The 11,043-nt window shown below is 66.8% G+C and carries 13 protein-coding genes; 7 read left to right on the forward strand and 6 right to left on the reverse strand.

Annotated features, from left to right (window positions below; all coding sequences use genetic code 11):
• Positions 1-14: 14 nt before the first annotated feature.
• The 4 genes from AC5I49_RS08385 to smpB all read right to left on the reverse strand — a co-directional run bounded on the left by AC5I49_RS08385 (position 15) and on the right by smpB (position 2,413).
• A complete protein-coding gene (locus AC5I49_RS08385) occupies positions 15-851 on the reverse strand; it encodes an anti-sigma factor family protein (RefSeq protein ID WP_495789168.1) in 837 nt (278 codons plus the stop codon).
• Between the two features lie 10 nt (positions 852-861).
• On the reverse strand, positions 862-1,383 hold the full coding sequence (locus AC5I49_RS08390) for a sigma-70 family RNA polymerase sigma factor (RefSeq protein ID WP_495789169.1): 522 nt from the start codon (positions 1,381-1,383) through the stop codon (positions 862-864).
• A gap of 30 nt (positions 1,384-1,413) precedes the next feature.
• Positions 1,414-1,830, reverse strand: coding sequence for a COG4315 family predicted lipoprotein (locus AC5I49_RS08395; protein ID WP_016448871.1), 417 nt, complete (start codon positions 1,828-1,830; stop codon positions 1,414-1,416).
• Positions 1,831-1,939: 109 nt separating this feature from the next.
• Positions 1,940-2,413, reverse strand: a complete 474-nt coding sequence (smpB, locus tag AC5I49_RS08400; protein ID WP_016448870.1) for an SsrA-binding protein SmpB — start codon at positions 2,411-2,413, stop codon at positions 1,940-1,942.
• 168 nt (positions 2,414-2,581) lie between these two features.
• Here smpB and AC5I49_RS08405 point away from each other — a divergent pair, with 168 nt between their 5' ends.
• Together AC5I49_RS08405 and AC5I49_RS08410 are read left to right on the forward strand one after the other, a co-directional pair.
• Positions 2,582-3,034, forward strand: a complete 453-nt coding sequence (locus tag AC5I49_RS08405; protein WP_016452375.1) for a type II toxin-antitoxin system RatA family toxin — start codon at positions 2,582-2,584, stop codon at positions 3,032-3,034.
• Positions 3,027-3,371 (forward strand): RnfH family protein, encoded by a 345-nt coding sequence (locus AC5I49_RS08410; protein ID WP_016448868.1) that lies wholly within the window; start codon positions 3,027-3,029, stop codon positions 3,369-3,371. Before AC5I49_RS08405 ends, AC5I49_RS08410 begins: the two co-directional genes overlap by 8 nt.
• Before the next feature lie 19 nt (positions 3,372-3,390).
• Here the strand turns inward: AC5I49_RS08410 and AC5I49_RS08415 are convergent, their stop codons facing one another.
• A complete protein-coding gene (locus AC5I49_RS08415; RefSeq protein ID WP_495789170.1) occupies positions 3,391-3,945 on the reverse strand; it encodes a DUF4124 domain-containing protein in 555 nt (184 codons plus the stop codon).
• 84 nt (positions 3,946-4,029) lie between these two features.
• Between AC5I49_RS08415 and guaB the strand changes: the two genes are divergently transcribed.
• Positions 4,030-5,505 carry an IMP dehydrogenase gene (guaB, locus tag AC5I49_RS08420; protein WP_013803023.1) on the forward strand — a complete coding sequence of 492 codons (1,476 nt, stop codon included), beginning with the start codon at positions 4,030-4,032 and terminating at the stop codon, positions 5,503-5,505.
• A gap of 99 nt (positions 5,506-5,604) precedes the next feature.
• Here guaB and ilvD read toward each other — a convergent pair whose 3' ends face one another.
• Positions 5,605-7,299, reverse strand: coding sequence for a dihydroxy-acid dehydratase (gene ilvD, locus AC5I49_RS08425; RefSeq protein WP_046238706.1), 1,695 nt, complete (start codon positions 7,297-7,299; stop codon positions 5,605-5,607).
• Positions 7,300-7,392: 93 nt separating this feature from the next.
• Between ilvD and AC5I49_RS08430 the strand changes: the two genes are divergently transcribed.
• From AC5I49_RS08430 to guaA, 4 genes are all read left to right on the forward strand, one after another.
• The gene (locus tag AC5I49_RS08430) at positions 7,393-8,322 is read left to right on the forward strand and encodes a LysR family transcriptional regulator (RefSeq protein WP_154834646.1); all 930 of its coding nucleotides are present in this window, start codon (positions 7,393-7,395) and stop codon (positions 8,320-8,322) included.
• Positions 8,323-8,462: 140 nt separating this feature from the next.
• The gene (locus AC5I49_RS08435) at positions 8,463-8,741 is read left to right on the forward strand and encodes a type II toxin-antitoxin system Phd/YefM family antitoxin (protein ID WP_012204855.1); all 279 of its coding nucleotides are present in this window, start codon (positions 8,463-8,465) and stop codon (positions 8,739-8,741) included.
• The gene (locus tag AC5I49_RS08440) at positions 8,738-9,172 is read left to right on the forward strand and encodes a type II toxin-antitoxin system VapC family toxin (RefSeq protein WP_012204856.1); all 435 of its coding nucleotides are present in this window, start codon (positions 8,738-8,740) and stop codon (positions 9,170-9,172) included. Before AC5I49_RS08435 ends, AC5I49_RS08440 begins: the two co-directional genes overlap by 4 nt.
• A 31-nt stretch (positions 9,173-9,203) precedes the next feature.
• Positions 9,204-10,820 (forward strand): glutamine-hydrolyzing GMP synthase, encoded by a 1,617-nt coding sequence (guaA, locus tag AC5I49_RS08445; protein ID WP_016448864.1) that lies wholly within the window; start codon positions 9,204-9,206, stop codon positions 10,818-10,820.
• The last annotated feature ends 223 nt before the right edge of the window (positions 10,821-11,043 follow it).

Consider the following 11,043-nt stretch of genomic DNA (forward strand, 5'->3'; position numbering starts at 1 on the left):
CGTGGCCCCAGGCTTCAAAGCTGCTGGTGCACGGCCGTGGCCAGCTGCAGCAGCCGGTTGCGCGGCAGGGCGCCGCTGAGCGCATAGCCAAAGCCCTGGTCCACCCAGTAGAAGCTGGGCACGGGGCCGTCGCTGCTGAAGCGAAAGGCGGTCTCGCCACGCGTGGCCGGGTCCTCCAGCGCGCCCAGATACAGGGTGATGCGCTCGCCGGCCGCATCCTGGTACATGAACTGGGCGCGTGCGCCGCTGTCGCCGGGCAGCAGCCGGCCGCCCACCAGCTCATAGCCCAGTTCCGTGAGGGCTGGCAGCTTCAGCGGCCGGCCCAGCCGCTTGGAAAGCCATTGCAGCAAATGGGCCTGTTGCGCTGCCTCGACCTCGACCGGGTGGCGCTGCTCGGGCTGGTAGACCGCGTGGGCGACTGCTGCCTGATGGGCGAAGCGGGCAGGTGCGGCAGCGGCCAGCGTGTCCGCCGTTGAGGGTGCCGCAGGCGCTGCCTGCTGCCCGTGCACCAGCCAGCCCAGGCCGAAGGCCAGCAGCCAGCCTGCGGCGATGCCGCCCCAGCGCCACCATTGCTGCTGGCGCTGTTGCAGGCCCTGCAGCTGCTCGGCGGCGGCGCGCATTTCATCGGGCATGGGCGGTTCGCTGCGGGCGCCGTGCAGGGCGCGCAGCAGCTGCCGCTGGCGCTGCCATTGCTCCACGCGTGCTGCGCTGTCTGCATCCAGCTGCTCGCGCAGCGCCTGTGCCTGTGGGGCCGGCAGGCGGTCATCGACCAGGGCATGCAGCTGCTCGTCGGGGATGGCCGTGGCAGCCGAGACACAGGAGGAGGGGGAGGTGGGGGCGGGGGCAGTCATGGCGGCCTCGTCATTTGAGCCGGCGCAGCGACGGGGCTGCGGCTTGGGGTGCAGCAGTCTGGGCGGGCGGTGCCTCCATCAGCTCGCGCAACCGGGAGCGTGCGCGCGACAGGCGCGACATCACGGTGCCCAGGGGCAGCTGCAGCACGCGCGCCGTGTCGGCATAGCTCATGTCCTCCACGCTGACCAGCAGCAGCACCGCCCGCTGCTCGGCGGGCAGGCGCTGCAGGCAGCGCTCCAGGTCCAGGGCAGCGTCGCTGCTGTCCTCGGGCGCTGCCAGGGACTCGGACAGGCTGTCGATGTCCAGCCACTGCCCTCGTGCGGCAGAGCGCCGCTGGTTCAGGTAGAGGTTGTGCATCAGGGTGAACAGCCAGGCGCGCAGATCGCCATCGGAGCGCCACAGCAGCCATTTGCGGCAGGCGCGTTCCAGCGTGTCCTGCACCAGGTCGTCGGCTGCCCAGGCATCGCCTGCCAGCAGCCGCGCGTAGCGGCGCAGGCCGGGCAGGTGCTCCAGGATCTGGCTGCGGTCCATGGGCAGGTCCGATCGCGCAGGGGGCCGGACTCAGGGGCGTGCGGTATGCCAGACGCCCATGACGCCGTCGCCCGTGGTATCGCCGGCCTTGCCGTCCTTCACCCAGTAGTACAGGGGCTTGCCCTTGTAGGCGATCTGGCTGCTGCCATCGTCGCGCTGGATCACGCTGTAGTTGCCGCCAGAGGGCGCCTGCTTGCCCATCAGGGGCGGCCAGTTGGTCGCGCAGGGGCCATTGCAGACGGACTTGCCACTGCCGGCCGTGTCCTTGTCGAAGGTGTAGAGCGTCATGCCGTTGGCGCCGACCAGAATGCCGTTTTGCACGCTGACCGCACTGGGCGGCGTCTGGCCAGAGGCGTTGGCCGCAGGCGCGGAATAGCAGCCTGCCAGGGCCAATGTCAGGGCTGCCGTGAAGGCACAGGTACCAAGTTTCATGCCGAGCTTCTTCATCGCTGTCTCCGGTGCTTGCCGGCGCGCGAAATTGCGGCCGGACACTGCAATGAACACTGGGCCGTGCCGGTTTATTCCGCAGCAGTGCAAAAAAAGCTGCGGATGCCCGTCAACGGTTGAAGCTCTTCATGGCGCGCTCGACCTCGCGCTTGCCTTCGCGGTCCTTGATCACGTCGCGCTTGTCGTGCTCGGCCTTGCCCTTGGCCAGGGCAATGTCGCATTTGACATAGCCGTTCTTCCAGTGAAGGTTGATGGGCACCAGGGTGAAGCCCTTTTGCTCCACCTTGCCGATCAGGCGCAGGATGTCGTCCTTCTTGAGCAGCAGTTTCTTGATGCGCGCCGCGTCGGGGTTGACGTGGGTGGAGGCGGTCTTGAGCGGGTTGATCTGGCAGCCGAGCAGGAACAGCTCGCCGTCCTTGACGATGACGTAGCCGTCCGTCAACTGCACCTTGCCGCTGCGCAGTGCCTTCACTTCCCAGCCGTGCAGCACGATGCCGGCCTCGAAGCGTTCCTCGAAGAAGTAGTTGAATGCGGCTTTTTTGTTGTCGGCGATGCGCGACTGTGTTTCAGGTTTCTTGGCCATGGAGTAATAGATGCGGCGAAAACCTGGAGATGAAAGGTCTCCCTACAATACTGGATTGCCGTCTTCCCGCCGTGCGGGATTTTAGTTTCGCCTTGCCGTCATTGTGACAGCCGGCTGTGCCATGGCGGCGCTGCCGGTGTTTTGCATGCCGTGCAGCCCGCCCCATTCATGAAAAAAGTCAACAAGTCCGTCCTGATCTGGTACAGCCCCCAAGAAATGTTTGCCCTGGTGACGGACGTGGCCCACTATGCCGACTTCCTTCCCTGGTGCGATCAGGCCAGGGTGCTGGAGCAGGACGAGCAGGGCATGACGGCCGAGGTGGGCATTGCATTCGGCGGCATGCGCAAGTCCTTCGTCACGCGCAACACGCACAGCGTGCTCGACGATGGCGGGCGCCAGGTCAGCATCCGCCTGATCAAGGGGCCGTTCTCGCGGCTGGAGGGCCACTGGATGTTCCGCCCCGTGGGCGACGGATCGCAGCGCGCCTGCCGTGTCGAACTGCAACTGGACTACGGTTTCGACAACATGGCCCTGGCCGCCGTGGTCGGCCCGGTGTTCGACCGCATTGCAGGCTCCATGGTCGATGCCTTCATCAAGCGTGCCGAGCAGGTCTATGGCTGAGCCCCAGCCCGCTGTGCGCATCACGCTGGCCTGCAGTGCGCGCGCCGGCGAAGTCGTCGAGCTGTTTCTGCAATTGCCGGCCGGTGCCACGATTGCCGATGCGGTGGCGGCGGCGGGCGGCTGGCAGGCGCTGGGCTTTGCGCAGGCCGGGCCGGCAGGCCTGTGGGGCCGCAGCGCGCCTTTGACGCAAGCCCTGCGCGACGGTGACCGAGTGGAGCTGTACCGGCCCTTGACCGTGGACCCCAAGGTGGCGCGCCGCGAGCGTTTCGCACGCCAGGGCGCTCGGGCCACGGGGCTGTTCCAGCGCCAGAGGCCTGGAGCCAAGGCCGGCTACTGAGCCGGCCCGGATTCGGCGATCAGCGCATTGCGCCGCAATCGGAGGCGATGATGGCGTCGGCGCGCTTGAGTTCCGCATCGCGCGTGGCGTCGTCCATGAAGCCGCGCTCGCCCTGCTCATTCGTGTAGCCCAGCAGGCGGCCCGAAGACAGCGCGGTCTTGGACTGCTTGGCGCGTGCGCAGTTGTCCTGGCGCTGCTTGGCAATCCGTTCCTTTTCCGCCTTGGCCTTGGCGGCCTCCTGGGCTTCGGCCTTGCGCTTTTGTTCTTCCAGGGCCTTGTCGGTGCCTGCGGGCTTGGTGTTCTTGGCGGCTGCGGCAGGTGCTGCCGGTGCCGCGGCGTCCGCCGCAGGCGCCGTGCCTGCATCCGCAGCTGCCGCAGCGGCGGAGGGCGCAGCGGCAGGCGGCGGTGTGCTGCCGCCAGGCTGGCGCAGGATGTTCTTGGCGGGAATGTCAGGAGGCGGTGCGCGGTCGCTGAAGACCTTGCGGCCTGTGGCGTCGACCCATTGCCACTGGGCGGCTGCGGGCAGCGAACAGGCGGCAAGCGTGACTAGCAAAACAAGCTTGATGGCGTGCATGGTGAGTTGGGGATCGGGCCGAATGGCCTACAGCATACATTGTGATCCGGCGCACGGGTACAATCCTTCTTTTGGAGCTCTCACATGCGCCTTCTCGGTAAAGCCCTGACCTTCGACGACGTCCTTCTGGTCCCCGCTTTCTCCCAGGTCCTGCCCAAGGACACTTCGCTCAAGACGCGCTTTTCGCGCAACATCTCCCTGAACATTCCCCTTGTGTCCGCCGCCATGGACACCGTGACCGAGGCGCGTCTGGCCATTGCCATCGCGCAAGAGGGCGGTATCGGCGTCATCCACAAGAACATGACGGCCGAGCAGCAGGCCGCCGAAGTGTCCAAGGTCAAGCGCCACGAATCCGGCGTGGTGCACGACCCCGTGGTCATCACCCCCGAGCACACCGTGCTGCAGGTGCTGCAGCTGTCCGAGAATCTCGGCATCTCGGGCTTTCCCGTCTGCGACGGCGGCAAGGTGGTGGGCATCGTCACCAGCCGCGACCTGCGCTTCGAGACCCGCTACGACGTCAAGGTCAGCCAGATCATGACGCCGCGCGAGCGCCTGATCACCGTCAACGAGAAGGACGGCACCACGCCCGTGGAAGCCAAGGCCCTGCTCAACAAGCACAAGCTCGAACGCATCCTGGTCGTGAACGACGCCTTTGAACTCAAGGGCCTGATCACCGTCAAGGACATCACCAAGCAGACCACCTTCCCCAACGCAGCGCGTGACAGCGCAGGCCGCCTGCGCGTGGCCGCCGCCGTGGGCGTGGGCGAGGGCACCGAGCAGCGCGTGGAGCTGCTGGTCAAGGCCGGCGTCGATGCACTGGTGGTGGACACGGCCCACGGCCACAGCAAGGGCGTGATCGACCGCGTGCGCTGGGTCAAGCAGAACTACCCGCAGGTGGACGTCATCGGCGGCAACATCGCCACCGGCGCCGCTGCGCTGGCACTGGCCGAGGCAGGCGCCGACGCCGTGAAGGTCGGCATCGGCCCTGGCTCCATCTGCACCACGCGCATCGTCGCCGGTGTGGGCGTGCCCCAGATCATGGCCATCGACAGCGTGGCCCAGGCCCTGCAAGGCACGGGCGTGCCGCTGATCGCCGACGGCGGCATCCGCTTCTCGGGCGATATCGCGAAGGCCCTGGCCGCTGGCGCCTCGACCATCATGATGGGTGGCATGTTCGCCGGCACCGAAGAGGCTCCGGGCGAAGTCATCCTGTACCAGGGCCGTTCGTACAAGAGCTATCGCGGCATGGGCTCCATCGGCGCCATGCAGCAGGGCTCGGCCGACCGCTACTTCCAGGAATCGAGCACCGGCAACCCCAATGCCGACAAGCTCGTGCCCGAAGGCATCGAAGGCCGCGTGCCCTACAAGGGCTCCATGGTCTCCATCGTCTACCAGATGGCCGGCGGCGTGCGCGCTGCCATGGGCTACTGCGGCTGCGCCACCATCGAAGAGATGAACAACACGGCCGAGTTCGTGGAGATCACCGCCGCAGGCATCCGTGAATCGCACGTGCATGACGTGCAGATCACCAAGGAAGCGCCGAACTACCGCGCCGACTGATCCAGGTCCGGCGCCTTGGCGCGAGATGGAAAAGAGGTCCGGGCAGCCACTGCCCGGACCTCTTTTTTTCGTGCGCTCACGAAGCTCAGATGACGACGCTCAGATGGCGAAGTTGTCCAGCACCGCGCCCGAGCTGGCGCTCGATGCGTTGAAAGCGAACTTGGCCTGCACGCCCCGCGTGTAGCGGGGCGCGGGGGCCTTCCATGCCGCGCGGCGCTGGGCGAGTACGTCTTCGGGCACGTTCAGCTGCAGCCGCAATGCGTGCGCGTCGATGGTGATCGAGTCGCCCTCGTGCACCAGCGCGATGGTGCCGCCCACGGCCGCTTCCGGCGCCACGTGGCCGACCACCATGCCCCAGGTGCCGCCGGAGAAGCGGCCATCGGTGATCAGGCCCACGCTCTCGCCCAGGCCGGCGCCGATCAGGGCGCCCGTGGGTGCCAGCATTTCCGGCATGCCGGGGCCGCCCTTGGGGCCCAGGTAGCGCAACACCATCACGTCGCCGGCCTGTATCCTGCCGTCGAGGATGGCCGCCAGTGCCGATTGCTCATCGTCGAACACGCGTGCCGGGCCGGTGATGACCGGGTTCTTCAGGCCCGTGATCTTGGCCACCGCACCTTCCGGACTCAGGTTGCCCTTGAGGATGGCCAGGTGGCCCTGCGGGTAGAGCGCATCCGAGAGGGGGCGGATGACCTGCGGGTTGGGCGGTTCGTCAGGCACGCCGGCCAGGGTCTCGGCGATGGTCTGGCCCGAGATGGTGATGCAGTCGCCGTGCAGCAGGCCCGCATTCAGCAGGATCTTCATCACCTGCGGGATGCCGCCCGCCTGGTGCAGGTCCACCGCCAGGTATCTGCCGCTGGGCTTGAGATCGCACAGCACCGGCACCCGCTGCCGGATGCGCTCGAAGTCGTCGATGGACCAGGGCACGCCGGCCGCATGGGCGATCGCGAGAAAGTGCAGCACGGCATTGGTGGAGCCTCCGGTCGCCATGATCACCGAGACCGCGTTTTCGATGGACTTGCGCGTCACGATGTCGCGCGGCTTGAGGTCCATCTTGATGGCCTCGATCAGCACCCTGGCGGATTCCTTGGCCGAGTTTTCCTTTTCATCATGGGGATTGGCCATGGTGGAGGAGTAGGGCAGGCTCATGCCCAGCGCCTCGAACGCGCTGGACATGGTGTTGGCGGTGTACATGCCGCCGCACGAGCCCGTGCCGGGAATGGCGTGCTGCTCGATGTCCTTGAGCTCCTGGTCGCTGATCTTTCCCGCGGCGTTCTCGCCGACGGCCTCGAACACGCTGACGATGTTGAGGTCCCGGCCTTTCCACCTGCCGGGCAGGATGGTGCCGCCGTAGACATAGATGGCCGGCACATTGGCGCGCAGCATGCCCATCATGCCGCCGGGCATGTTCTTGTCGCAGCCGCCGACCACCAGCACGCCGTCCATCCACTGGCCGCCCACGCAGGTCTCTATGCAGTCGGCGATCACCTCGCGGCTGACCAGCGAGTACTTCATGCCTTCCGTGCCCATGGACATGCCGTCCGAGATGGTCGGCGTGCCGAACACCTGCGCGTTGCCACCGGCTTCCTCGATGCCTGCGATGGCCGCGTCCGCCAGCCTTTGCAGGCCGGAGTTGCACGGCGTGATCGTGCTGTGGCCGTTGGCCACGCCGACCATGGGCTTCTTGAAATCCTCTTCCTTGTAGCCCATGCCGTAGAACATGGAGCGGTTGGCTGCGCGCGCCTTGCCTTCGGTGATGTGGGCGCTTCGGCGGTTGATCTGGTTCGGCGGGGTCATGGCATGTCTCTCGTTGTGGGGGTTGGATGAGTATGGGCCGACTGATTCATCTGATCCAATCCTATTCATCGGCATGATTGATATGCTGTGCATATGAATGAGCCCCCCATTGATCTGCGCGTCTGGCGGCAATTCCTGGCCGTGGCGGACGAGCTGCACTTCGGCCGCGCCGCATCGCGCCTGCACATGACGCAGCCGCCGCTCACCCAGGCCATCGCCCAGCTGGAGCGCAGCCTGGACGTGGCGCTGTTCGAGCGCTCGAGCCGCCACGTCGCGCTGACGCCCGCCGGCGAGGCGCTTGTGCCGCAGGTGCGTGAGCTTCTGGCGCGGGCGGCAGCGCTGCCCGGGATTGCGCGGGCTGCGGCAGCGGGAGAAGTGGGGCGCGTGCGGCTGGCCTTTGTCTCCACCATCGGCTTCACCCGGCTGCCGCTGTGGGTGCGGGACTTCGTGGCAGGCACGCCCGGTGTGGCGCTGGAGCTGGTCGAGGCCACCAGCGATGTGCAGATGGAGGCATTCGAGCGCGGGCAGATCGATGCCGGGCTCATGCTGCATGCCCCGGGGCATGCGCCGGCCGGCCTGGAGCGCCTGGCCGTGGGACGGGAAGCCATGGTGCTGGCCCTGCCGCAGCAGCATGCGCTTGCCGGTGCGGACCGGCTGATGCTCGACGAAGTGCTGGAGCAGCCGCTGGTGATCTTTCCGCGCCGCATCATGCCCTCGCTCCATGACGCGGTGACGGATCTGTACCGACGGCACGGACATGTGCCGCGCATCGCGCAGCAGGCGATACAGATGCAGACCATCGTGAACCTGGTCTGGGGCGGCATCGGCCTGGCCTGGGTGCCCGCCAGCGTGATGCAGTTCTGCAGGCCCGGAGTGGTCTACCGCGAGGCGGTTTTCGCCAGCGCCCGTGCAGGCAGCAAGGCCGTTGCCCTGCCGGTCTGCGAGACCAGCCTGGCCTGGCCGGCCGGAGTCATGTCGCCCGCGCTGGCGCGGTTTGTCGGCTTCGTGCGCGAACAGCGCTGAGTGGCGTTCACCGACAGCCCCCCGAGGCAAGGCCCGCGAATATCCGCATGGTTCTGGTCTGAATTTTTGGAAATTCTGGCCAGAATGATAGAATTCGGGCCAGGCCGGACACCAGGCCTGCTTTTGTTTTCAGCCCCGCCATGCAATCTGTCGGCATCTACGAAGCCAAGACCCGTTTCTCCGCCCTGATCGAACTTGTCGAGCAGGGCGAGGAAGTGCGCATCACCCGCCACGGCAAGGAAGTGGTGCGCATGCTGCCGGTGCGCCGCCGCCCCGTGATCACCGATGAGCAGATCGCCCGCGAGCTGGAGCAGATGCAGGCGCTGCAGGCCACGGTGCGGCCAGCCCAGCCGGCCCAGTCGGCACAGGCGCCGGACTCCACCACCCGACTGCGCCACGCAGGCCGGAGCCAGGCATGACCTCCTTCGTGCTCGATGCCTCCGTCACCGCCGCCTGGCTGCTGCCCGATGCCGCCAGCGTGCACACCCAGCGCCTGTATACCCGCATCCGCCGCCATGAAGTGGACCCGCAGGCGCCCAATCTCTGGCAGTGGGAGTGCGGCAACCTGATCGCCTCGGGCGTGCACGGCGGCCGCATTCCGCACAGCTCGGTCGAAGGCCTGTGGGGCGTGCTCGAGGCCATCCGCCACCGCGTGGAGCTGCACGAGCTGGCGCCCGCCCAGCACAAGGCCGTGCTCGACGTGGCGCTGGACACCCGCCTGCCGGTCTATGACGCGGCCTACCTGTGGCTCGCGCAGTCGCTGCGCCTGCCGCTGGCCACCTTTGACGCGGCCCAGGCCGCCGCCGCGCGCAAGCGCGGGCTGGCGCTGCTGGCCCCTGAAGATTTCTGATCCCCTCCCATCACCTTTGCCTGAGATGACCATGCAACACGACAAGATCCTCATTCTTGACTTCGGCTCCCAAGTCACCCAGCTGATCGCCCGCCGCGTGCGCGAAGCCCATGTCTACTGCGAAGTCCACCCCTGCGACGTCAGCAGCGACTGGGTGCGCGAATTCGCCGCCGACGGCCGCCTCAAGGGCGTGATCCTGTCGGGCAGCCACGCCAGCGTCTACGAAGTGGACGACCGCGCCCCCGACGCCGTGTTCGAGCTGGGCATTCCCGTGCTGGGCATCTGCTACGGCATGCAGACCATGGCCACCCAGCTGGGCGGCAAGGTCGAAGGCTCGCACACCCGCGAATTCGGCTATGCCGAAGTGCGCGCCCATGGCCACACCGAACTGCTCAAGGGCATCGAGGACTTCGCCACGGCCGAAGGCCACGGCATGCTCAAGGTCTGGATGAGCCACGGCGACAAGGTCACCGAGCTGCCCCCGGGCTTCAAGGTCATGGCCTCCACGCCGTCCTGCCCCATCGCCGGCATGGCCGACGAGGCGCGCCGTTTCTACGCCGTCCAGTTCCACCCCGAAGTCACGCACACCGTGCAGGGCGCGGCCCTGCTCAACCGCTTCGTGCGCGAGATCTGCGCGGCGAATGCCGACTGGATCATGGGCGACTACATCGAGGAAGCCGTCGCCAAAATCCGCGAGCAGGTGGGCGACGAGGAAGTCATCCTCGGCCTGTCGGGCGGCGTGGATTCGTCCGTGGCCGCGGCCCTGATCCACCGCGCCATCGGCGACCAGCTGACCTGCGTCTTCGTGGACCACGGCCTGCTGCGCCTCAATGAAGGCGACATGGTCATGGAAATGTTCGAAGGCAAGCTGCACGCCAAGGTCATCCGCGTGGACGCCAGCGACCTGTTCCTGGGCAAGCTGGCCGGCGTCAGCGAGCCCGAGGCCAAGCGCAAGATCATCGGCGGCCTGTTCGTGGACGTGTTCAAGGCCGAGGCCGCCAAGCTCAAGGCCGGCGATGCTGGCCACAAGGGCGCCACCTTCCTGGCCCAGGGCACCATCTACCCCGACGTCATCGAGTCGGGCGGCGCCAAGAGCAAGAAGGCCGTCACCATCAAGAGCCACCACAACGTCGGCGGCCTGCCCGAACAACTGGGCCTGAAGCTGCTCGAGCCCCTGCGCGACCTGTTCAAGGACGAAGTGCGCGAACTCGGCGTGGCCCTGGGCCTGCCGCGTGAAATGGTCTACCGCCACCCCTTCCCGGGCCCGGGCCTGGGCGTTCGCATCCTGGGTGAAGTCAAGAAGGAATACGCCGACCTGCTGCGCCGCGCCGACGCCATCTTCATCGAGGAACTGCGCAACTGGACGGACGAAGCCACCGGCAAGAACTGGTACGACCTCACCAGCCAGGCCTTCACCGTCTTCCTGCCCGTCAAGAGCGTGGGCGTCATGGGCGATGGCCGCACCTACGACTACGTCGTGGCCCTGCGCGCCGTGCAGACCAGCGACTTCATGACCGCCGACTGGGCCGAGCTGCCCTACGGCCTGCTCAAGAAGGTGTCTGGCCGGATCATCAACGAAGTGCGCGGCATCAACCGCGTGACCTACGACGTGTCGACGAAGCCGCCGGCGACGATTGAGTGGGAATGATTGCGCAATAGGAAACGGCCGGGGTCGTCCGGCCGTATTTCCGCATCAAGCCCGCATCAATGCGGGCTTTTTTGTTTCTGACTTTGGCAAGGCTGGAATTATCTGGGCCAAATGCATGAAATTTTTGAGCTTGTGCTGAGCTCTGGGTAATTTGTGCTATTGGCTCTTAGACTGGCTAACACCACCGATCCACGAATCGTGCGCAGATGATCGCTGCCGCCAA

This window comes from Delftia sp., from assembly GCF_059499305.1.

Bases quoted from the DNA above. Each gene is read 5' to 3' on its own strand.
- guaA (WP_016448864.1), top strand. From the start codon at position 9,204: ATGCAACACGACAAGATCCTCATTCTTGACTTCGGCTCCCAAGTCACC.
- AC5I49_RS08385 (WP_495789168.1), bottom strand. From the start codon at position 851: ATGACTGCCCCCGCCCCCACCTCCCCCTCCTCCTGTGTCTCGGCTGCC.
- AC5I49_RS08405 (WP_016452375.1), top strand. From the start codon at position 2,582: ATGAAAAAAGTCAACAAGTCCGTCCTGATCTGGTACAGCCCCCAAGAA.
- AC5I49_RS08415 (WP_495789170.1), bottom strand. From the start codon at position 3,945: ATGCACGCCATCAAGCTTGTTTTGCTAGTCACGCTTGCCGCCTGTTCG.
- ilvD (WP_046238706.1), bottom strand. From the start codon at position 7,299: ATGACCCCGCCGAACCAGATCAACCGCCGAAGCGCCCACATCACCGAA.
- AC5I49_RS08410 (WP_016448868.1), top strand. From the start codon at position 3,027: ATGGCTGAGCCCCAGCCCGCTGTGCGCATCACGCTGGCCTGCAGTGCG.
- AC5I49_RS08435 (WP_012204855.1), top strand. From the start codon at position 8,463: ATGCAATCTGTCGGCATCTACGAAGCCAAGACCCGTTTCTCCGCCCTG.
- guaB (WP_013803023.1), top strand. From the start codon at position 4,030: ATGCGCCTTCTCGGTAAAGCCCTGACCTTCGACGACGTCCTTCTGGTC.
- AC5I49_RS08390 (WP_495789169.1), bottom strand. From the start codon at position 1,383: ATGGACCGCAGCCAGATCCTGGAGCACCTGCCCGGCCTGCGCCGCTAC.
- AC5I49_RS08440 (WP_012204856.1), top strand. From the start codon at position 8,738: ATGACCTCCTTCGTGCTCGATGCCTCCGTCACCGCCGCCTGGCTGCTG.
- smpB (WP_016448870.1), bottom strand. From the start codon at position 2,413: ATGGCCAAGAAACCTGAAACACAGTCGCGCATCGCCGACAACAAAAAA.
- AC5I49_RS08395 (WP_016448871.1), bottom strand. From the start codon at position 1,830: ATGAAGAAGCTCGGCATGAAACTTGGTACCTGTGCCTTCACGGCAGCC.
- AC5I49_RS08430 (WP_154834646.1), top strand. From the start codon at position 7,393: ATGAATGAGCCCCCCATTGATCTGCGCGTCTGGCGGCAATTCCTGGCC.